21 protein-coding genes and 1 tRNA gene are annotated in these 20,540 nt (G+C 64.5%); 14 read left to right on the top strand and 8 right to left on the bottom strand.

What is annotated here, in order from left to right:
* Positions 1-98: 98 nt before the first annotated feature.
* The 6 genes from sphantq_RS14260 to phoB are packed head-to-tail and all read left to right on the top strand — an operon-like array spanning position 99 to position 6,027.
* Complete coding sequence (locus sphantq_RS14260) at positions 99-1,154, top strand: substrate-binding domain-containing protein (protein WP_066600783.1); 1,056 nt, start codon at positions 99-101, stop codon at positions 1,152-1,154.
* A 7-nt stretch (positions 1,155-1,161) separates the two neighbouring features.
* On the top strand, positions 1,162-2,556 hold the full coding sequence (pstC, locus tag sphantq_RS14255; protein ID WP_066600779.1) for a phosphate ABC transporter permease subunit PstC: 1,395 nt from the start codon (positions 1,162-1,164) through the stop codon (positions 2,554-2,556).
* Positions 2,553-3,812: a phosphate ABC transporter permease PstA gene (gene pstA, locus sphantq_RS14250; protein ID WP_272798791.1), complete on the top strand. Its 1,260-nt coding sequence runs from the start codon at positions 2,553-2,555 to the stop codon at positions 3,810-3,812. The genes pstC and pstA overlap by 4 nt, the downstream gene beginning before the upstream one ends.
* Positions 3,813-3,820: 8 nt before the next feature.
* Positions 3,821-4,609 (top strand): phosphate ABC transporter ATP-binding protein PstB, encoded by a 789-nt coding sequence (pstB, locus tag sphantq_RS14245; protein ID WP_066604976.1) that lies wholly within the window; start codon positions 3,821-3,823, stop codon positions 4,607-4,609.
* A gap of 17 nt (positions 4,610-4,626) precedes the next feature.
* Positions 4,627-5,322 carry a phosphate signaling complex protein PhoU gene (gene phoU, locus sphantq_RS14240; protein WP_066600774.1) on the top strand — a complete coding sequence of 232 codons (696 nt, stop codon included), beginning with the start codon at positions 4,627-4,629 and terminating at the stop codon, positions 5,320-5,322.
* A gap of 3 nt (positions 5,323-5,325) precedes the next feature.
* Positions 5,326-6,027, top strand: coding sequence for a phosphate regulon transcriptional regulator PhoB (gene phoB / locus sphantq_RS14235; protein ID WP_066600767.1), 702 nt, complete (start codon positions 5,326-5,328; stop codon positions 6,025-6,027).
* Between the two features lie 95 nt (positions 6,028-6,122).
* Here the strand turns inward: phoB and sphantq_RS14230 are convergent, their stop codons facing one another.
* From sphantq_RS14230 to recR, 3 genes are all read right to left on the bottom strand, one after another.
* Positions 6,123-6,824, bottom strand: coding sequence for a ferritin-like domain-containing protein (locus sphantq_RS14230; protein WP_129925329.1), 702 nt, complete (start codon positions 6,822-6,824; stop codon positions 6,123-6,125).
* Between the two features lie 93 nt (positions 6,825-6,917).
* Positions 6,918-7,448 carry a peptide deformylase gene (gene def, locus sphantq_RS14225; protein WP_272798790.1) on the bottom strand — a complete coding sequence of 177 codons (531 nt, stop codon included), beginning with the start codon at positions 7,446-7,448 and terminating at the stop codon, positions 6,918-6,920.
* A gap of 59 nt (positions 7,449-7,507) precedes the next feature.
* Entirely contained in the window at positions 7,508-8,104 is a 597-nt protein-coding gene (gene recR, locus sphantq_RS14220) for a recombination mediator RecR (protein WP_066600756.1), read from the bottom strand.
* Between the two features lie 124 nt (positions 8,105-8,228).
* Here recR and fmt point away from each other — a divergent pair, with 124 nt between their 5' ends.
* Together fmt and truA are read left to right on the top strand one after the other, a co-directional pair.
* Positions 8,229-9,137, top strand: coding sequence for a methionyl-tRNA formyltransferase (fmt, locus tag sphantq_RS14215; protein WP_129925327.1), 909 nt, complete (start codon positions 8,229-8,231; stop codon positions 9,135-9,137).
* An 18-nt stretch (positions 9,138-9,155) separates the two neighbouring features.
* The gene (gene truA / locus sphantq_RS14210) at positions 9,156-9,911 is read left to right on the top strand and encodes a tRNA pseudouridine(38-40) synthase TruA (RefSeq protein WP_272798789.1); all 756 of its coding nucleotides are present in this window, start codon (positions 9,156-9,158) and stop codon (positions 9,909-9,911) included.
* Here the strand turns inward: truA and sphantq_RS14205 are convergent.
* Positions 9,904-10,866, bottom strand: coding sequence for a GGDEF domain-containing protein (locus tag sphantq_RS14205; RefSeq protein WP_066600748.1), 963 nt, complete (start codon positions 10,864-10,866; stop codon positions 9,904-9,906). The two genes, truA and sphantq_RS14205, sit on opposite strands and share 8 nt — an antisense overlap.
* Before the next feature lie 62 nt (positions 10,867-10,928).
* Positions 10,929-11,648 carry a queuosine precursor transporter gene (locus sphantq_RS14200; protein ID WP_066604973.1) on the bottom strand — a complete coding sequence of 240 codons (720 nt, stop codon included), beginning with the start codon at positions 11,646-11,648 and terminating at the stop codon, positions 10,929-10,931.
* Between the two features lie 69 nt (positions 11,649-11,717).
* Here sphantq_RS14200 and sphantq_RS14195 point away from each other — a divergent pair.
* Positions 11,718-11,794 (top strand) — tRNA-Arg (locus sphantq_RS14195).
* 151 nt (positions 11,795-11,945) lie between these two features.
* Here the strand turns inward: sphantq_RS14195 and sphantq_RS14190 are convergent.
* Together sphantq_RS14190 and fsa are read right to left on the bottom strand one after the other, a co-directional pair.
* Positions 11,946-12,269, bottom strand: a complete 324-nt coding sequence (locus tag sphantq_RS14190; RefSeq protein WP_066600746.1) for an antibiotic biosynthesis monooxygenase family protein — start codon at positions 12,267-12,269, stop codon at positions 11,946-11,948.
* A gap of 69 nt (positions 12,270-12,338) precedes the next feature.
* Positions 12,339-12,992: a fructose-6-phosphate aldolase gene (gene fsa, locus sphantq_RS14185; RefSeq protein ID WP_066600742.1), complete on the bottom strand. Its 654-nt coding sequence runs from the start codon at positions 12,990-12,992 to the stop codon at positions 12,339-12,341.
* Positions 12,993-13,121: 129 nt separating this feature from the next.
* Here fsa and sphantq_RS14180 point away from each other — a divergent pair, with 129 nt between their 5' ends.
* The 4 genes from sphantq_RS14180 to sphantq_RS24320 all read left to right on the top strand — a co-directional run bounded on the left by sphantq_RS14180 (position 13,122) and on the right by sphantq_RS24320 (position 17,593).
* Positions 13,122-13,775, top strand: coding sequence for a DUF2490 domain-containing protein (locus sphantq_RS14180; protein WP_066600740.1), 654 nt, complete (start codon positions 13,122-13,124; stop codon positions 13,773-13,775).
* 38 nt (positions 13,776-13,813) lie between these two features.
* Positions 13,814-15,985: a primosomal protein N' gene (locus sphantq_RS14175; protein ID WP_272798788.1), complete on the top strand. Its 2,172-nt coding sequence runs from the start codon at positions 13,814-13,816 to the stop codon at positions 15,983-15,985.
* On the top strand, positions 15,913-16,155 hold the full coding sequence (locus sphantq_RS14170; RefSeq protein ID WP_336314429.1) for a DUF1289 domain-containing protein: 243 nt from the start codon (positions 15,913-15,915) through the stop codon (positions 16,153-16,155). The genes sphantq_RS14175 and sphantq_RS14170 overlap by 73 nt, the downstream gene beginning before the upstream one ends.
* A 610-nt stretch (positions 16,156-16,765) precedes the next feature.
* On the top strand, positions 16,766-17,593 hold the full coding sequence (locus sphantq_RS24320) for a hypothetical protein (RefSeq protein WP_336314428.1): 828 nt from the start codon (positions 16,766-16,768) through the stop codon (positions 17,591-17,593).
* A 118-nt stretch (positions 17,594-17,711) separates the two neighbouring features.
* Here sphantq_RS24320 and ada read toward each other — a convergent pair whose 3' ends face one another.
* The gene (gene ada, locus sphantq_RS14160; protein ID WP_272798787.1) at positions 17,712-18,785 is read right to left on the bottom strand and encodes a bifunctional DNA-binding transcriptional regulator/O6-methylguanine-DNA methyltransferase Ada; all 1,074 of its coding nucleotides are present in this window, start codon (positions 18,783-18,785) and stop codon (positions 17,712-17,714) included.
* Between the two features lie 111 nt (positions 18,786-18,896).
* On the opposite strand from ada, the gene sphantq_RS14155 reads away from it, so the two are divergent.
* Entirely contained in the window at positions 18,897-20,468 is a 1,572-nt protein-coding gene (locus tag sphantq_RS14155; RefSeq protein ID WP_272798786.1) for a S1C family serine protease, read from the top strand.
* Positions 20,469-20,540 lie beyond the last annotated feature (72 nt).

Here is a 20,540-nt window from a genome sequence, read left to right as displayed (position 1 = left end):
GAAACCTGACTGTCACAAAGGCGCGATGGTCCGCGACTAGGGCGCTTCCCAGGGGGGCGGCGACAAGCGAATCGCGGCTCTGTTGTTTGGAGGTTCCCGTGAAGACATTCGCCTTGCTCGCCGCGACGACCGTGAGCGTTCTCAGCCTTGCCGCTTGCGGCGACCAGTCCGGCGGCGGCGCAGGCCAGACGCGCGACCAGATCCGCGCGGTCGGCTCCTCCACGGTCTATCCCTTCGCCACCGCGGTCGCCGAACTGTTCGTGCAGAGCAATGCCGGCATGAAGTCGCCGATCATCGAATCAACCGGCACCGGCGGCGGCATGAAGCTGTTCTGCGCTGGCGTTGGCGCGCAGCATCCCGACATCGCCGACGCATCGCGCCGTATGAAGAAGGCCGAATTCGACATGTGCGCCGCCAATGGCGTGAAGGACATCATCGAAGTGCAGATCGGCGTCGACGGCCTGGCCTTTGCCGAATCGAAGCAGGGTCCGGGCCTGAAGCTGACCCCCAAGATCGTCTATGAGGCGCTGGCCGCCAATCCTTATGGCAAGGGGCCAAACAAGGCCCAGACCTGGAAGGATGTGGACCCCAGCCTGCCCGCGATCGCCATCTCCGTGTTCGGTCCGCCGTCCACCAGTGGCACGCGCGATTCGCTCGCTGAACTGATCCTGGAAAAGGGCTGCCAGTCGGACGAGGCGATGAAGGCGCTGAAGGAAAAGAATGAGGACGAATATAAGGCGACCTGCACCCGCGTTCGCGAAGATGGCAAATATGTCGATTCGGGCGAGAACGACAATCTGATCGTGCAGAAGCTGGGCGCCAATCCCAATGCGGTCGGCGTATTCGGCTTCAGCTTCCTGGAGGAAAATAAGGACAGCCTGAAGGACGTGCCGATCAACGGCGTCGAGGCGACCTATGAGACCGTGTCCACCGGCCAATATCCGGGCGCGCGTCCGCTCTACATCTATGTGAAGAAGGCGCACATGACGGCCATCCCCGGCCTCCAGGGCTTCCTGAACGCTTTCGCGGCCAACTGGAGCCCCGACGGCCCACTGACCAAGCGCGGCATGGTCGCAGCGCCCGAAGACGTGCGAAAGGCGAACGCCGAAACGGTCAAGACGCTGACCGTCCTTGACGGTTCGCAACTGAAGTAAGGGCGACATGACCGGACCAGCCATCCTCCTGCTGCTGGCGGGCCTGGGCGCGATCGCCTGGGTCAGTGCTCGCGCCCGCGCCCTGCGGCTCCAGACCGTAGCGCGGGCGACGGGGCGGCGCGACGCCGTCCACTCGCTACCCGGCTATCATGGCTGGTATGTCGCGCTATGGACTCTGATCCCGGCCGCCATCTTCCTGGCGGTCTGGGCCAATGTCGTGCCGGGCCTCGTCACGCAAAGCGTGCTTGCCGATCCGGCGGCCCAAAGCCTGCCCCTCGACGGCTTCTCCCGCTCCGCCATCCTTGGCGAGGCGCGGGCGATCGCCAGCGGGGATCAGGCAGGCGCATTCAACCCCCTGTCGCAGGGTCTGGTCGAGCCGTACGCGCAAGCGCTCAACAAATATGGCGTAGCCGGCGGTGTGCTGGCGCTGGTGCTCGCTTTTGCCGGCGGCGCCTACGCCTTCACCCGCATTCGCCCCGATTTCCGGGCGCGCACGCGCGTCGAGCGGCTGGTGATGGCGTCGCTGCTGATCGCGTCGCTGATCGCGATCATCACGACGGTCGGCATCGTCGCCTCCCTGCTGTGGGAAAGTTTCCGCTTCTTCTCGATGGTCAATCCCATCGACTTCCTGTTCGGCACCAAATGGTCGCCGCAATCGGCCGCCATGGGTTATGGCAATGACGACGCCTTCGGCGCGGTGCCGCTCTTCTGGGGCACCATCTTCATCGGCGCGATCATCGCCATGATCGTGGCAATTCCGTTGGGCCTGATGAGCGCCATCTACCTGACCCAATATGCCAGCCCGACGGTCCGCAAGTGGATGAAACCGACGCTGGAGATGCTCGCGGGCGTGCCGACGGTAGTCTATGGCTATTTCGCCGCGCTCACCATCGCTCCGGCTCTTCGTGACTTCGCCGTCGCGATCGGCATACATGGCGCCTCGTCCGAAAGCGCGCTGGCCGCCGGCCTCGTCATGGGCGTGATGATCATTCCCTTCGTCTCGTCCATGGCCGACGACAGCATCGCCGCCGTGCCCCAATCGATGCGCGACGGCAGCCTGGCGATGGGCGCGACCACCAGCGAGACGATTCGCAAGGTGCTGATCCCCGCCGCGCTGCCGGGCGTCGTCGGCGGCGTGCTGTTGGCCGTCAGCCGCGCGATCGGCGAAACGATGATCGTGGTCATGGCCGCGGGCCTCGCCGCGAACCTGACCGTCAATCCCTTCGCCAGCGTGACGACGGTGACGACCCAGATCGTCCAGTTGCTGACCGGCGACCAGGAATTCGACAGCGCCAAGACGCTCGCCGCCTTCGCGCTGGGCCTGGTGCTGTTCATCGTCACCCTGCTGCTCAACATCGTGGCCCTGCGGGTCGTGAAGAAATATCGCGAGGCTTACGAATGAGCGTCCCCCCCACGCCCCCGCAAAGGCTCCCGACCGACTGGAAGTCGGACGCCATGCGCAAGCGGATCGCAGGGCGCTATGCCGCCGAGCGCCGCTTCAAATATGCCGGCCTGTTCGCCGTGCTGCTGTCCGCCTCCTTCCTGGCCTTCCTGCTCGTCACCATGATGGGCAATGGCCTGCGCGGCTTCACCCGGACCGAAATCGCGCTCAAAATCGACTTCCCGGCCTCGCCGCTGTTGCTCGATCCCGCCGCGATCACCGATGAATCGCTGAACCAGGCCAATCTGCCGATGGTGACCGACACGGTCGCCAAAAAGCTGCTGGGCGCGGACGCCGACACACTGCTGTCGCCCACCGCCTGGATCAGCATCCGCGATGCCATCAAGGCCGATCCCAAGATATTGAGCCGGACCGAAACGATTAGCGTGCCGGCCTCGACCGGGCTGGACCTGGCCGCCAAGGGCCAGGGTTCGCCTGAAATGGAGGCCGCGGTCGCGCGGCTGAAGCAGCAGGACGTGTTGTCGACCGGCTTCAACACCAGCTTCCTGACCGCCAGCGACGGCACCGATCCGACCCAGGTCGGTATCTGGGGCGCGTTCAAGGGATCGCTGCTGACGATGATCGTGACGCTGGTGCTCAGCTTCCCGATCGGCGTCGCCACGGCGCTCTACCTGGAGGAATATGCCCGCAAAAGCTGGTGGACCGACATCATCGAAGTGTCGATCAACAATCTGGCGGCGGTGCCTTCGATCATCTTCGGGCTGCTTGGCCTGTCGATCTTCCTGAACCTGGCGCATCTCCCGCGATCCGCCGCATTGGTCGGCGGCATGACGCTGGCGCTGTTGACGATGCCGGTCATTGTCATCGCCGGCCGCAATGCCATCAAGTCGGTGCCGCCCAGCATCCGCGACGCGGCGCTCGGCATCGGGGCCAGCCCGGTGCAGGTCGTGTTCCAGCATGTGCTGCCGCTCGCCCTGCCCGGCATCCTGACCGGCACGATCATCGGCATGGCCCGCGCGCTGGGCGAAACCGCGCCGCTGCTGATGATCGGCATGCGCGCCTTCATCGCGACCCCGCCGGGCGGCATCACTGATCCTGCGACCGTGCTGCCGGTGCAGATATTTCTCTGGTCCGACGAAGTTTCCAAGGGCTTTGTCGAAAAGACCTCCGCCGCGATCATCGTTCTGCTGGCTTTCCTGCTCGCGATGAACGGCCTCGCCATCTATCTGCGCAACAAGTTTGAAACACGGTGGTAATGACACCCATGACAGAAGAGCAAATCAACCTGACCATCGACAACCCCAAGATGTCAGCTCGCGACGTCAAGGTTTTCTATGGCGAAAAGCAGGCCATCAAGGGCGTGTCGATCGACGTCGGCATGGACCATGTCACCGCCTTCATCGGCCCGTCGGGATGCGGCAAGTCGACCTTCCTGCGGACGCTCAATCGCATGAACGACACGGTCGCCTCGGCACGGGTGGAAGGTGAGATCACGCTGGACGGAGAGAATATCTACGCTCCGTCGATGGACGTGGTGCAGCTGCGCGCGCGGGTGGGCATGGTGTTCCAGAAGCCCAATCCCTTCCCCAAGTCGATCTACGAGAATATCGCCTACGGGCCGCGCATCCACGGCCTGGCCGCGGGCAAGGCGGACATGGACGTTATCGTCGAGAAGTCGCTGCGCCGCGCGGGCCTGTGGGAGGAAGTGAAAGATCGGTTGCACGACAGCGGCACCGCTTTGTCGGGGGGCCAGCAACAGCGGCTGTGCATCGGCCGCGCCATTGCGGTCGAACCCGAAGTGATCTTGATGGACGAGCCTTGTTCCGCGCTCGATCCCATCGCGACCGCCAAGATCGAGGAACTGATCCACGAACTGCGCGGCCGCTACGCGATCGTCATCGTCACGCACAACATGCAGCAGGCCGCGCGCGTGTCGCAGCGCACCGCCTTCTTCCATCTGGGCGACCTGGTCGAATATGGCGTGACGAGCGACATCTTCACCAATCCGCGCCAGGAGCGGACCAAGGATTATATCACCGGCCGCTACGGCTGAGCCGGGGGAGAGACATCATGGCTGAACATACGATCAAGGCATTTGACGAGGAAATCGACCGGCTGCGCGGACTGATCGCCGAAATGGGCGGGCGCGCGGAAGCGGCGATCGAAAATGCGATGCTGGCGCTGCAACGGCAGGACAAAGTGTTGGCCGCCGATGTCGTCGAAGGCGACAAGCGCATCGACGCGATCGAAGCGGAGGTCGAAAAGCTGGTGATCCAGGTGATTGCGCTCCGTGCGCCGATGGCCAATGATCTGCGCGACGTGATCGCGGCATTGAAGATCGTCAGCGTGGTGGAGCGCATCGGCGATTATGCCAAGAATATCGCCAAGCGCGTGCCGCTCATCGCGACCAACACCCGCATCCTCGAACCCATTTCCCTGCTGCCCTCCATGGGGCAGGTCGCGGGCGAGATGGTGCATGATGCGCTGAACGCCTTCGCCGCGCGCGACGCCGACCTGGCGCTGGCGGTGGTCGAGCGCGACACGGTGGTCGACGATTTCTACAACAGCGTGTTCCGCACGCTCGTCACCTTCATGGTCGAGAATCCCAAGACGATCAGCGAGTGCGCGCACCTGCTGTTCATCGCCAAGAATATCGAGCGGATCGGCGACCATGCGACCAACGTCGCGGAAATGGTCTATTATGCTGCCACCGGCCAGACCTTGCCAGAGCGCGAGCGCGGCGCCGACATGCAGCCGGAGGACTAGACCATGGCACGAGCGAAAATGCTGCTGGTCGAGGATGACGCGGCGCTGGCCGAACTGCTGATATGGCATTTCAAGCGTGAGGATTTCGAAGTCGCCCATACGGTCGACGGCGAAGAGGCGTTGCTGATGGCGCAGGAAAATGTGCCGGACATCGTGCTGCTCGACTGGATGGTCGAAAGCCTGTCGGGGATCGAGGTCTGCCGCCGCCTGCGCCGCATGAACGGCACCGCGAACATTCCGATCATCATGCTGACCGCGCGCGGCGAGGAAGAGGATCGGGTCCGGGGTCTGGAAACCGGCGCGGACGATTATGTGACCAAGCCGTTCAGCCCCCGCGAACTGGTGGCGCGCGTCGGCGCGGTGCTGCGCCGCGTGCGCCCGGCCCTGGCGGGCGAGACGCTTACCTTCTCCGACGTGGAGATGGACACGGTCGGCCACAAGGTCCGCCGCAGCGGCCAGGTGATCCCGCTCGGCCCCACCGAGTTCCGCCTGCTCAAGCATTTCCTGGAGCATCCCGGCTGGGTCTTCTCCCGCGAACGACTGCTCGACAGCGTGTGGGGCCAGGACAGCGATATCGAGCTACGCACGGTCGATGTCCATATCCGCCGCCTGCGCAAGGCGATCAATGGCGATGGCCAATATCAGGACATCATCCGCACGGTGCGGTCGGCGGGCTATGCGCTGGATACCGACGGGATCGGATAGGCCCCGCAACGCACCTGTCGTGGTTCAAACGAAAACCTCTCCAACGATATTTGGAGCGGTTTTTGTCAGTTGCGATCGTCATCCGGCACGGACGTTTATGCAGGACCGCCTGGGACTGGCGCATTGTGCAAGCCATCGCCCGACATGGCGTTCCGGTCTGCCTCGTCTGGCCAGCGGCCACGGGGTCTGGCCCATGGATTGAGAAACAAAAAGGGCAGCTTCAAGAATAGAAGTTCGGCATGCACGACATGGTCGACGATACGCTCCCACCATATTGGCCCGCGTTGCGCGTAGGCATCGAGCCAATCTTCATAGGGCGCCCAATGGCTGGGTTCGTCCTTGCGAATGATGCTGAAGATGCGCGTCAGAATCGGGTCCGACAGGATGATCCGGTTGGTGAGCAGGGTTTCCACCTGCACATATCCCCGCCTTTCGGTCAGCGCGATGACCCGGCACAGGCGCGCGAACAGCCTGTCGCTTTCGACGACGTCCTGCGTCTTGAGCCGGGCTATCGGCGTGCCGAACATGATCTCGACGAAACGGTCGATATGGCCGAAGGTCCGCCCCACAGCGAAGGGCATGATGCCCCGCCGTTCGAACCAGCGGCGGAACATGAGATAATGTTTGCGCTCGTCCGCCCGATGCGCCTGGAGCCGCGCGATGAGGACAACATCGTCAGGCGAGCGCTTCACGACAGATTCGATCACCCGGTCGATGGCGGTATATCCGCGATGCTCATTGTAGATATATATGCTGCCCAGCACATCGAGATAGCGGCGTTCGAACCAAGCACGCATAGTTTTCTCCGGCCCTGACCAAGTCAGAACGTCCTTGGATACAGCAATAATATGCGCAGCGACATTCGGTTCGATATCGCGATGTCAAAAGATTTACGCCGCGCGGCGTGCCTTGTTCAGTTTCTTGAGCAGCATGTCGCGTTTCAGGCGCGACAGATGATCGATGAACAGCACGCCTTCCAGATGATCCATCTCGTGCTGGAGGCATGTGGCGAGCAGGCCTTCAAGCTGTTCCTCATGGATACGGCCGTCGCGGTCCATCCAACTCGCGCGGACGACGGCGGGCCGTTCCACCTCGGCATATTGGTCGGGAACCGACAGGCAGCCTTCCTGATAAATCGACAGTTCTTCCGAACCCTTGAGAATCTGCGGATTGATGAAGACCATCGGCTTCCTGACCGGCTTGGCGTCTTCTGCATCCGATTCTGGTTCCTGCAGGTCGATCACCAGCACCCGCTTGGGCACGCCGACCTGAATCGCAGCCAGACCGATGCCCGGCGCGTCATACATCGTCTCGAACATGTCATCGATCAACCTTTGCAGGTCGTCGTCAATGGTATCGACAGGGGTAGAGATGGTGCGCAGGCGCGGATCGGGCGCTTCAAGGATCGGTAGGATTGCCATGTGTCGAACATAGACGGAACGGCCCGATATTTCAAGCCATCGCACCGCACTCAGAGCCGCTAACCCACTGGCCTGCGCGCGCGCAGCGCCTGCGCCAGCGTGCCTTCGTCCAGATAATCCAGTTCGCCGCCGACCGGCACGCCATGGGCGAGTTGGGTCAGGCGGATAGGAAACCGCTCCAGCCGTTCGGCCAGATAATGAGCGGTCGTCTGCCCCTCCAGCGTGGCGTTCATCGCCAGCACGACTTCGTCCACGCCGCCCGGCTCCAGCCGCGCGACCAGCGCGTCGATAGTCAGGTCTTCGGGCCTTATCCCTTCCAGTGCTGACAACCGCCCGCCCAGCACATGGAAACGGCCGGGGAAGAGGCGCGATTTGTCGAGCGCCCACAAATCCGAGACATCCTCCACCACGCACAGGGCGCGGGCGTCGCGGCGCGGATCGGCGCAGATGCCGCAGGGATCGATCGTATCGACATTGCCGCAGACATGGCAGGTGACGAGCCGGTCGTTCACCGCCTCCAGCGCGCGCAGCAGCGGCTCCATCGCGCCCTCGCGCTTTTTCAGCAGGTGCAGCACCGCGCGCCGGGCCGAACGGGGGCCAAGGCCGGGCAGGCGGGACAGCGCCTGGGTCAGCGTCTCGATTTCAGGTGAAGCCATATCGTGAGATAAAGGGTTGCAACCGGGAGAGACAAGGGGTTTGAGCAGCTTCTTTGGAAATGCGCCTTAACGCGCATTTCGGATGCGGCGCCGGCCCTATCCATGCGGAAACTGGACACAGACTATGCGTATCATCTATATGGGCACCCCCGATTTCGCCGTTCCGGCGCTCGACGCGCTGGCGAAAGCGGGTCATGACATCGTCGCGGTCTATAGCCAGCCGCCCCGCCCCGCCGGCCGTGGCAAGGCGCTGCGCCCCTCACCCGTCCACGCCCGCGCCGGGGACATGGGGATAGAGGTGCGCACGCCGGTTTCGCTGAAGGACGGCGACGTGCAGGCCGCCTTCGCTGCGCTAGACGCCGATGTAGCGGTGGTCGCGGCCTATGGCCTGATCCTGCCGCGCGCCGTGCTGGATGCGCCGCGCCATGGCTGCATGAACATCCACGCCTCACTGCTGCCGCGCTGGCGCGGCGCGGCGCCGATCCAGCGGGCGATCCTGTCGGGCGACAATGTCACCGGCGTCACGATCATGGACATGAAGGCGGGCCTGGACACCGGGCCGATGCGCGCCAAGCATGTCACGCCGATCGAGGACAAGACCGCAGGCCAACTGACCACCGAACTAGCGCAGGCAGGTGCGGCGCTGATGGTCGAGGTGCTGGACGATATCGCGCAGCACCCCCCCCTCGCTCAACCGGAAGACGGGGTCATCTATGCGTCGAAGATCGACAAGGCGGAGGCGCGGATCGATTTCGGCCATTCGGCGCATCAGGTCGAACGGCAGGTGCGCGCCTTCAATCCCTTCCCCGGCGCCTTCTTCGAATATCGCGGCGAACGCTTTCGCATCCTGGCCGCCCATGTCGAACATCATGGCGGACCGGCAGGCGAACTGCTGGACGATAGCCTGCTGATCGGTTGCGGCCATGACGCGATCCGCCCGACGCTGATCCAGCGCGCTGGCAAGGCGGCGATGTCGCCTGGCGAATTGCTGCGCGGTTATGAGATGCCGGCCGGGAGCCGGGTGGATGGATAGGCGGGACGCAGCCCGGATATGACCCGTTTCGCCTTCACCGTCGAATTTGACGGCCGCCCCTTCATGGGCTGGCAGCGTCAGGCCCATGGCCCCAGCGTGCAGCAGACGATCGAGGATGCGATCTTCGCCGTGACCCGCGAGCGCGCCGTGGTCCATGCCGCCGGGCGCACCGATGCTGGCGTCCACGGCCTGGCCATGCGCGCCCATGCGGAGATCGACAAGGCCATCGCGCCCTTCCGCCTGATGGAAGCGATCAACGCCCGGATGCGACCAGCCCCCGTCTCCATCGTGGCGTGTGAGCCGGTCGCGGACGACTGGCATGCCCGTTTTTCCTGTATCGGGCGATCCTATATCTATCGCATCGCCAATCGCCGCGCACCGCTGACCTTCGAGCGGGGGCTGGCGTGGCGGGTGATCCAGCCGCTTGATGTCCCAGCGATGCAGGATGCGGCGCAGCTGCTGGTCGGGCGGCACGACTTCACCACCTTCCGGTCGGCCCATTGCCAGGCGCAAAGCCCGGTCAAGTCGCTCGACCGGCTGGATGTCGAGCGTGACGGCGACCGCATCGCGATCCACGCGGCGGCGCGCTCCTTCCTGCATCATCAGGTTCGATCGATGGTGGGGTGTCTGGCGATGGTCGGCATGGGTCGATGGCGTGCGGACGATCTACGCGCCGCGCTGGAGGCCAGGGATCGCGCGGCGCTTGGCCTCAACGCGCCGCCGGACGGGCTGTATTTCGTGCAGGCGGTCTACCCCGGCGCCGCCGTCAGATGAAGGCGGCGGCGCAAACCTGATTCTTGCCGGCGCGCTTGGCGGCGCGCATCGCATCGTCGGCGCAGGCGATCAGCCGGTCGAGATCGGCCGGATCGGGCGTGTCGGCAGTGACCAGGCCGAAGCTGCCGCTGATGCCCATGCCATAGGCGGCGAGCGCCAGGCGCGCATCTTCGCCAAAAGCCCGGACCGCCTGTGCATCCCGGTCGGCCAAAAGGACCAGAAATTCGTCGCCGCCGATGCGCGCGACGACATCGCCCGCATCGGCCTGCGCCTTGAGCAATTGGGCGATATCGACCAGGCAGGCATCGCCCGCGGCATGGCCCTGCCCGTCATTCAACTGCTTGAAGCCATCGAGATCAAGGAACAGCAGGCTGGCGCCAAGCCGTGCATGGGCCGCATGGGCCAGCACATCCTTGGCCCGACAGGCGAAGCCGCGGCGGTTGAGCAGGCCGGTCAGCGGATCATGCACCGCTTCGAAACTGGCCTGGCGCAGGTCCGACATATCCTCGATCACCGCCACGTAAAGTTCGGGCTGGTCGGCATCGTCACGCACCATCGCGACGGTCAGGTTGATCCAGATGATCGTTCCGTCGGCGCGGATATAGCGTTTTTCCATCGCGTAACGCGGCAATTCGCCCGCATTGAGCCGCGCCAGCAGCGCTTCGTCGGCGTTCAGATCGTCTGGATGGGTGATCTGCTGAAATCCGGTGCGAATCAGCGTTTCCGCGTCATGGCCGCTGATCTCGCAAAAGCGCGGATTGACCAGCAAAAAGCGACCGTCCAGCCCGACATGGGCGATGCCGACCGGCGCATGGAGAAAGGTCGCCTCGAAACGACGCTGCGCCAGCGCGAGGGCTGCGGCGATCGCTCCGTCCCGCGCGATGCGCTGAGCCGGTGCGGGGGAAGATTTGGCTGAAAATGGTCCGGTGAACTGCCGGTGCGACTGCCTGCTCATCGTCCGCTCTTGCACGGAAAATGGTAAACAGGTGGTTACGCCACCGCGCGGTCATAAAATTGTCAGAGACGGGTGCGGAACGGCGTGAAGTCGGTGCCGCTGTCATAGACGTCCAGCCCTTCGCGGCGCTTGAGGCCGTTGACCGCCAGATAGGTGACCGGCGTCAGCAACGCTTCCCAGCCGACCTTCATCGCCCAGTTGGTGACCATCACCGTCAGCACCTGGGCATTGCTCCAGTCGCCCCAGAAGGCGAGCGGGTAGAAGAGCAGGCTGTCCGCGCCCTGGCCGATGACGGTGGAGCCGATCGTGCGCATCCACAAATGCCGCCCCTGCGTCAGTATTTTCATGCGGGCGAGGACGAAGCTGTTGGCCAGTTCGCCCGCCCAGAAGGCGATGAGCGAGGCGAAGACGATGCGCCAAGTGCTACCGAACACCGCCTCATAAGCTTTCTGGTCGGGCCAGCCGTCCGCAGGCGGCAGCGCGACCACCACCCAGCTCATCAGCGCCATGAACAGCATCGCGCCGAACCCCGCCCACACGCAGCGGCGGGCACGAGCATAGCCATAGACTTCCGTCAGGACATCGCCGATGACATAGCCCAGGGGGAAGAATAGGATGCCGGCGCCAAAGGTGAAGCCGCCCAGCGTCGACAGCTTGGCCGCGCCGATCAGGTTTGAGAGGAGCAGGATCGCGACGAAGGCCGCCATGAAGAAGTCGTAATAGCGCAGCGGCCGCGCACCTAGCGCCCCTGCATCGACCTTGTGAACCGCCCCGTCGCTCATGCGCACCTGCATATCGCGTGGTCAGGTGATTGCAAGCTGGCGCAACGCCCGCTATCGCGACACGCGCGCGGCCCCGTAGCTCAGTTGGATAGAGCATTCGCCTTCTAAGCGAATGGTCGCTGGTTCGAATCCAGCCGGGGTCACCAACGACGAGCGCTGTCAGAAGTTCAAGATCAGCATCGCCAGACCCAACAGCGTCAGAATGAAAGCGAAGCCGAGAAATCCGAAATCCGGCTTGTCAGGGTCTCTCATCGCGCCTCTCCTTCTTGCTTGCGCCCGTCTTCATAGCGCCCATCCTCATTGCGAACGCTCCAGCAGGTCATCGAGCACCGTCATGGTGAAGATGGGATCGGCATCGGGAGGCACCTGCGCAATCGCATCGACGAAGGCAGCGCGCGTCGCGGCATCGTCATAAACCATTTTCTGTTCGAACGCCTCCCGCCACGTCGCCTCGTCGGGCCATTCGGCATAGCCGACGAACCGACCATCGGCGTCCCGATGCAGACGGGAGCCATAGCTGCCATATTTTTCCCGGATCAGGTCGGTCCCGCGCCTCCAGGCGGCGCGAAACTGATCCTCCTTGCCGGGATGGACCCGCCACCAATAGACCGCGACGAACATCGCTTTTCTCCTTTTATTCAAGGAGAATAAACGGGTCGAGCGCAGGTTCCTGCGCCCGGCCCGGAAAAGTCACAGGATCGTCTGGCCGGTCTTGGCCCAGTCGGCGGCGAAGCCTTCGAGGCCCTTGTCGGTCAGCACATGCTTGGACAGCAGCTTGATGACGGCGGGCGGCGCGGTCATCACGTCGGCGCCGATACGGGCGCTTTCCAGCACATGGATCGGGTGGCGGACGCTGGCGACCAGAATTTCGGTGTCGAAGCCGTAATTGTCGTAGATCAGGCGGATATCCTGGATCAACGCCATGCCGTCGAAGCCGTTATCGTCATGACGGCCGACGAAGGGCGATATGAAGCTGGCGCCGGCCTTCGCCGCCAGCAGCGCCTGATTGGCCGAGAAGCAGAGCGTGACATTGACCAGCGCGCCGTCGTCGGTCAGCGCCTTGCAGGTTTTGAGGCCGTCGATCGTCAGCGGCACCTTGATGCACACATTGTCGGCGATCTTCCGCAGCACGGTGGCTTCCTTCATCATCGTCTCATGGTCGAGCGCGACGACTTCGGCGGACACCGGGCCATCCACGATGCCGCAGATTTCCTCGACCACTTCCAGGAACTTGCGGCCCGACTTGTGGATCAGCGAGGGGTTGGTGGTGACGCCGTCGAGCAAGCCGGTGGCGGCCAGTTCGCGGATTTCGGCGGTGTCGGCGGTGTCGACGAAGAATTTCATGGGGCACTCCGGGATAGGGCGAATCGCGCTCCTTTAACCGCTGGCGGTCGGATTCGCCATGGTGACGGCATGAATTGCATCCCCTGCCCCGCGCGACTAAGGCCGACGCACCTTTTCAAAGGACCCAATATGAAGCGCGACGCCCGTCTGCTGACGATTCCGATGGCTCTATGGGGCGCATCGCCGGCGGGGGCCGCGACCGAAGAAACACAGGCATGGATTACCGAGCAGGCGATCCTGCACGCCGGCGACACAAATATCGTCACCATCGATTCAAGCCAGCGTATCCGATCCGACGGCCAGAGCGGCGGCGAACAGTTTCTCGCCCGCGTCGCGATCGACCACAGGATTACCCCCGCGCTGCAGCTGGGCGGCGGCATCGCCTATCTGCGCAGCGAGGTGGATCAGGAAATGCGCCTGTTCCAACAGGCGACGTGGACCAGCGGCATCTGGATAAGCCGCACCCGGATCGAGCAGCGTTTCTTTAGCACGGCGGATGAAGCCAGTTGGCGGTTGCGCCAGCGGGTGCAGGCGGCGGCGCCGATCGACCGAGCGAAGCGATGGACCGTGATCGCGGCGACCGAAATCTTCTTCCACCTCAACCGCGCGCGGCCGAGCGACCAGACCGGGCTGGCGACGATGCGTAATCAGATCGGCCTGCGCCATCCGATCACTGGCATGGTGGACGCGCAACTGCTCTATATGCGCCAGCAGAATTTTCGCGACGGACGGCCCGATACGGTCGCCCATATTCCTTGGCTGACACTCAGTTGGCGGCTGTGACGATTTGCCAGCCGCGCCCGGCGCGCTAAGGATGGCCCATGTCTTCGCGCGCCCGTGTCCTCATTCTCAACGCCGCCCTGGGGCCGCTCGACTATCGCGTGCCCCATGGCATGACCGTCACGCCCGGCAGCATCGTCATCGCGCCGCTGGGGCCGCGCCAGTTGATCGGCGTGGTGTGGGAGGAGGACAGCTTCCCGGACATCGAGACGGTCGGCGACAATCGGCTGCGCAATCTGCTGGAGGTGGTGGACGCCCCGCCGCTGCCCGAAACGCTGCGCCGGCTGATCGAATGGACCGCGGACTATTATCTCAGCCCCCCCGCCGCCGTGCTGCGCATGGCGCTGTCGTCCATGGCGGCGCTGGAGGGCACGCGGACGGTGATCGAATATCGCGCCACTGGGGCCGTGCCCGAACGGATGACCGAGCAGCGCGCGCAGGCGCTGGAGCGGATCGGCGAACGGCAGGGGCTGATCCGCGAACTGGCGATGATCGGCGGGGTGAGCGACGCGGTTATCCGCGGCCTCATCAAGCAGGATATTTTCGAGCCGGTGGAGGTGAGCATCGACACCCCCTTCCCCATGCCCGACCCCGGCCATGCGCAGCCCGTGCTGTCGGAAGCGCAGACCAGTGCCGCGACGACCATGGCGGACGCGGTGCTGCGCCAAGATTTCGCGCCTTTCCTACTGGACGGCGTCACCGGGTCCGGCAAGACCGAGGTCTATTTCGAGGCGATCGCGGCGGCCATCAGGGCGAATCGACAGGTGCTGGTGCTGCTGCCCGAAATCGCTCTGACCGAACCCTTTCTGGAGCGGTTCGAGAAGCGGTTCGGCACCATACCGGTCAACTGGCATAGCGGCCTGCGCCAAAGCGAGCGGCGGCGGGCGTGGCGCGCCATCGCCAGCGGACAGGCGCAGGTGGTGGTGGGCGCGCGATCGGCGCTGTTCCTGCCCTATCCCAATCTCGGCCTCATCGTCGTGGACGAGGCGCACGAGGCCAGCTTCAAGCAGGAGGACGGCGTTCATTATCATGCCCGCGACGTGGCGGTGATGCGCGGGTTGATCGAGAAATTCCCGGTCATCCTTGCGTCCGCCACTCCCGCGATCGAGACGCGCCACCAGGTTGAACTGGGCCGCTATGCGGAGATCAAGCTGCCTGCGCGCTATGGCGGGGCGGTGATGCCCGCGATCGAGGGCATCAACCTGCTGACCGACCCGCCCGAACGCGGCCGCTGGATCGCCCCGCCTCTGGTCAAGGCGATCGACGAGGTGATGGCCAAGGGCGAGCAGAGCCTGCTCTTCCTGAACCGGCGCGGCTATGCGCCGCTGACGCTCTGCCGTCATTGCGGCTATCGCTTCCAATGCCCCAATTGCACCGCCTGGATGGTCGAACATCGGCTGACCCACCGCCTCGCCTGTCATCATTGCGGCCATGTGATCCCCGCCCCGCGCCGCTGCCCCGATTGCAAGGAGGAGGATAGCCTGGTCGCCTGCGGCCCCGGCGTCGAGCGGATCGCCGACGAGGTGAAGGCGCTGTGGCCGCAGGCGCGCACCGCCATCGCCACGTCCGATACGCTATCCTCCTCAGCCCGCGTCGCCGATTTCGTCAAGTCGGTGGAGGCCGGCGACATCGACATCATCGTCGGCACGCAACTCGTCACCAAAGGCTATCATTTCCCCAATCTGACGCTGGTCGGCGTGATCGACGCGGATCTGGGGCTGGAGGGCGGCGACCTACGCGCGGCGGAGCGGATCTTCCAGCAGATCGTGCAGGTCGCGGGGCGCGCCGGGCGCGGCGAGAAGCCGGGCAAGGTCTTCATTCAAACCCGGATGCCTACCAGCGAGGTGATCGAATCGCTGATCGAGGGCGATACCGAACGCTTCTACGCGGTCGAGACGGAGAACAGGCGGCGCGCCAACGCGCCCCCGTTCGGCCGCTTCGCCGCGATCATCATTTCCAGCGAAAATGCGGACGACGCCGCGCAGACCGCGCGGCTGATCGGCAAGTCGGCCCCGGTGATCGAGGGGATGCGCGTCTATGGCCCTGCGCCTGCGCCGCTGTCCGTCCTGCGCGGGCGCCATCGCCATCGGCTGCTGATCCATGCGACGAGATCGGTGGATGTCCAGACGGCGATCCGCGAATGGCTGGGCAATCTGGCGTGGAAATCGGGGACGCGCGTCGCGGTGGACGTCGATCCCTACAGCTTCATGTGATGGAAACGCCGTGCCGAAACCTCTGTGCGCTGGACCGGGAGCGGAAAAGCTGCACCGGATGCGGCCGGACGATAGAGGAGATCGTCCATTGGCGTAGCATGAGCGGTGCGGCGCGCGCCGCCGCCATGAAGCGGGTGCGGGATTTCCAGCCGGTTGAACATCGGGCTTAGCAGCGGCCTTTTTCTCACCTCGCACCTCATATTGCGCCTTCATCTTCAACGCCGCGTCGCGCATCCCCGACCCATGAGGTGAGAAGGCGATCGGATCGAGCAGGATCGATGCGGCCTTATATTCGCCGCGAAACGCCATAGCCTGCGCCATGTTGAAGCGATAATTGGGATTTTGCGGCAACAGGGTGAACGCCTTGTAGAGGCCGTCATAGCCCAAATCCGGCATCTTGCCCCCGCGCATGGCGTGATAGCGATAGAAAAGCGCCAACGGCACCGGATCTTCGGTATCGGCCCGATTAGCGCGCACGATGGATGTGAGCGCGGCCTTCCAGTCGCCTTCCTCGTCACTGTCCTGCGCCCGCTCCAGCAGCACATTCGCCCGCACCGCATAGGCGCGCGCCGATTTAGGGTCGAGCGCGATGGCCCGGTCGGCAGCGGCTAGCGCAGCGTCCTTTTGTTCGACCGCCCATTCCGCTTCGGCGAGCAGCGCCTGCACATAAGCGCTGTCGGGATATTGCGCCGCCTTGGTGCGGATCGTCGCTGCAATGCCCGGAAGTTCATCTTCAGGCGGACGGTGGATGAGCCATAGCTCATCTTCCATCAGAGCGCCTTGGGCCTGATCGATTGGGCTGACGGCGATCGTCCCAATCACCATCTCCTTGGGGGTCAGCACCGAAATATTCAGCCGATGGCGCATATAGGCCTTAAGATCCTTTTCGAGCGCATCCAGTCCACCATTGAAATAGCGGTCCGGCTGAACGTCACCCGCGCCGCTGGCCAGATCGCGCAGATACTGGGTAATTTCTGCTGTGCGCGCATTCTTCTGCTGAAAATAATAATGGGTCAGCAGCCATGCCGTGCCATAATAGCGATCGCCATCGCGCAGGTTCAGCCCCTCGGTATCGCGGGCGAAAAGCTGCTTGAGCGGATAGGGCTGGCCCAGCACCAGCCCCGGCACCCGCGCCATGGGGACATGGGCGAACTGGATCGAGCCATCTTTCGGAAACTTAACGACCGAGAAAAATTCCGCGAACCCCTCGACATACCATGTCGGATAAGCGGCGGGAAAATGGTGCAGCATGAAATGATGGGTATATTCGTGGAAGAGGACTTCTTCCGCGCCCACGTCGAATTTGCTGTCCTTGCCGCCGCGCGACAGAAACGCATAGGCCGTCCGTTGCGAGGTCGTATAATGACCCGCGACATTGGGGTTGCGCGCCAGCGCCTTCACCTTGGCCTCGCTGGACAGCATATAGACCTTCACCGGGCTGCCCGCTTCCGGACTGGCCACGCCGGTCAATCGCCGCAGGAGGAAGTCGAACTTCTCCAGTCGTTCGGCAAAGTCGCGCAATTTCTCGTCATTGCCTTCGCTATAGACCGTGAAATGCCGGCCCTGCGCCTGCCACCACGCCGCCTGCGCCGTTCCCATCCCGCATAGCGCCAGCGCCAACCCAGCCAGCGCCTTCACGCAGATTCGCATCATTCGCCCATGTTCCCCCAAAGTCCCGGTCCAAGGTGGCGGAGCGCGACGGAAATGAAAAGATGAATTTAATCCATCACTTGCGCCTTTCATGCGCCAGCAGCGCCTGCTTCCTTTCAATGCCCCAGGCATAGCCGCCGATACTGCCGTCCCCGCGCACAACGCGGTGGCAAGGGACGAGCACGGCCAGATTATTACCGCCGCACGCCTTCCCCGCCGCCCGGACCGCGCCGGGGCGTCCGATCGCCGCGGCGATTGCGCCATAGCTGCGCGTCTCGCCAGCCGGGATCGCGCGCAGCGCCGCCCAGACCGCCTGCTGAAACGCCGTGCCGCGCACATCGATCGGCAGGTCGGCGCCAGACGCGGGATCATCGACCAGCGCCGCCACCCGCTGCGCCATCGCGTCGAGCGCCTCGTCCGCAGGCAGCAGCGTGGCGTGGGGGAAGCGCGCGCGCAAGTCCGCCTCTCCTTCATCAAAGCTGATCCGGCACAACCCTTTGTCCGTCGCCGCCACCAGCATCGCCCCCAGACTAGTGTCCACCACGCGCCAACGAATCGCCGCGCCACGCCCGCCATCCTTCCAGGCGCTCGGCGTCATGCCCAGATGCTGCCGCGCATCAGCATAGGCCCGGCTCGGCGCGCTATAGCCCGCGTCATAGATGGCCGCGGTCACGCTGCCCGGCTGCGCCAGCGCCGCCCTGAGCCGCCCAGCCCGCACGCCGCGGGCATAGGCGGCGGGGGTCAGCCCCGTTTCGCGCTTGAACAGGCGGTGGAAATGATGCGGCGCATAGCCGGCATGGACGGCGATTGCCTCCAGCCGGGGCGTTTCCTCCGCCGCCTCGATAAAGGCGATCGCCGCCGCCACCGCCAGCCGGTCGCGCCCGACCGCATCGGGACGGCAGCGCAGGCAGGCGCGATAGCCCGCCGCTCGCGCCGCCGCCGGATCGGGCAAGAAGGCCATATTCTCCCGCTTGGGGTGCCGCGCGGCACAACTGGGCTTGCAATAGATGCCGGTCGTCGCGACGCAGCCGACGAAGCGACCGTCCATCGCCCGGTCGCGCGCCACGAAGGCGTCCCAGCAGGCGTTATCGTCCGGCATCGCGGCGTCAACGCGGTTTGGGGCGGGTTTAAAGCGAGTCATCTGGTTCATGCATATGGGATAGCCCGGCGCGCTTGACCATGCTTCCCGCGCCTTGCTGTCAAAGGCGCCGCGGCATTTCCCGATTGCGCCGCGCCCGGCATCGCATATGAATGCGCCACGATGATCGCCCTATTCCGCCGCTTCGCCCCTGCCCTAGGCTGCCTGATCGCCTTGCTTGCGCCTGCGTCGCTCCATGCCGAACAGCAGGACATCGCCGCCGCCGCACGCGGGGTCGTGCGCGTCGCGCTGGTCGCGACAGATGGATCAGACGCCTATTTCGTCGGCCATGGCAGCGGCTTTGCCGTCGCACCGGACAAGGTGCTGACCAACGCCCATGTCGTCGAACTGGCGCGCGAGGAGAAAAATCTCGTCATCGGCGTCATACCGTCGGAAGGGCGCAAGACCTATGGCGGGCGAATCATCGCCTATTCGCCGGGCAACGACCTGGCCCTGATCCAGCTGGAGGAAGGCCGCCTGCCGGTGTCGACCTTCTACGCCGGGGCCGTGACCGACGGGCAGCATGTGACAGCGATCGGCTATCCCGGCACGGTCGACCGGGCGCAGGGCCTGGGTCTCAAGCAGATGGTCGAGCCGCTCGCGACGGTGAAGACCAGTGGTAATATCTCGTCCGGCCGCGCCAGCCAGAGTTTCGACACGCTGCTGCACACCGCCCCGCTCGCGGCCGGCAACAGCGGCGGGCCGCTGACCGACGATTGCGGCCGGGTGCTGGGCGTCAACAGCTTCGGGTCGGTATCGGACGGCAATGATGCGGAATTCGGCTTCGCCGTGTCTTGGCGCGAGGTCGCCTCCTTCCTGCGCCAAGCCGGTGTGTCGTCGCTCCATACCGTCGTGCCCTGCCGCTCCATGGCGGAGGCCGATGCGGCGGAGGCCAGCATCACCCAGCGCGAATCGCAGGCGACCGAGCAGAAGAGCCGGGCCAGCGCCGATGCGCGCGAACAGGCCATGACCCGCGCCCGCGATGCGGCGGAACGCGACGTCATCACCGCGCGCGAGAATGCGATGGCGGGCGCCGCCGTCCTGCTGGCGCTCGCGGTTCTGGGCTTGGGCGCGGGCGGGCTGTTCTACACACAGGGCAAGGAAAAACAGTCGACCTGGTTCCTGGCGGGCGGCGGCGTGCTGCTGTTCGCGGCGCTGGGCCTCTTCTTCCTCAAGCCCAGCTTTGCCAGCATCGACGAGCGAGTGAAGCTGCCTGCGGACAAGTCTATCGTGGGCAACAGCGCCTTCGCCTGGAGCGGCGAGAATGTCTGCAAGATCGACCTGGCGCGCAGCAGGCTGACGATATCACAGCCCAACGATATCGGCCTCAATTGGGCGGAAGGCGGCTGCGTCAACGGCGACACCCAATATGTCGCGTCCGGCACCCTGTGGCAGCGCGCGAGCGTGCCCGACGAGGCCAATTATGTGTCCACCAGCCAGTTCGACCCGGCGACCGGCACGCTGCGGGTGCAGCGCTGGCTGCCCGATCTAGATACGATGGACAAGGCGCGCGCGCTTTTGAAGGACGAGACGGGTAAGGGGACGATCAAGGGCTGCGGCGCCGACTCCGCCCTGCTCGCCCGGATCGCCACGCTCCAGAGCGACCTTGGCGCATTGTTGCCCGCCCAGCCCAACGAGCGGATTGTCTATCATTGCCAAAAGGGACGGCTTGCCCCGGCCGATCCTGCCGAATAACCGATTCGTCGCGGCTGAAATACTCAGGCAAATAGATGCGATTTCGCACTATCGATGGAATCGCGTCACATG

Source organism: Sphingobium sp. AntQ-1, from assembly GCF_028538045.1.
Taxonomy (GTDB): domain Bacteria; phylum Pseudomonadota; class Alphaproteobacteria; order Sphingomonadales; family Sphingomonadaceae; genus Sphingobium; species Sphingobium cupriresistens.
Note: the sequence above shows the minus strand (reverse complement) of the source record. Positions and strands in the feature narration are given on the sequence as shown.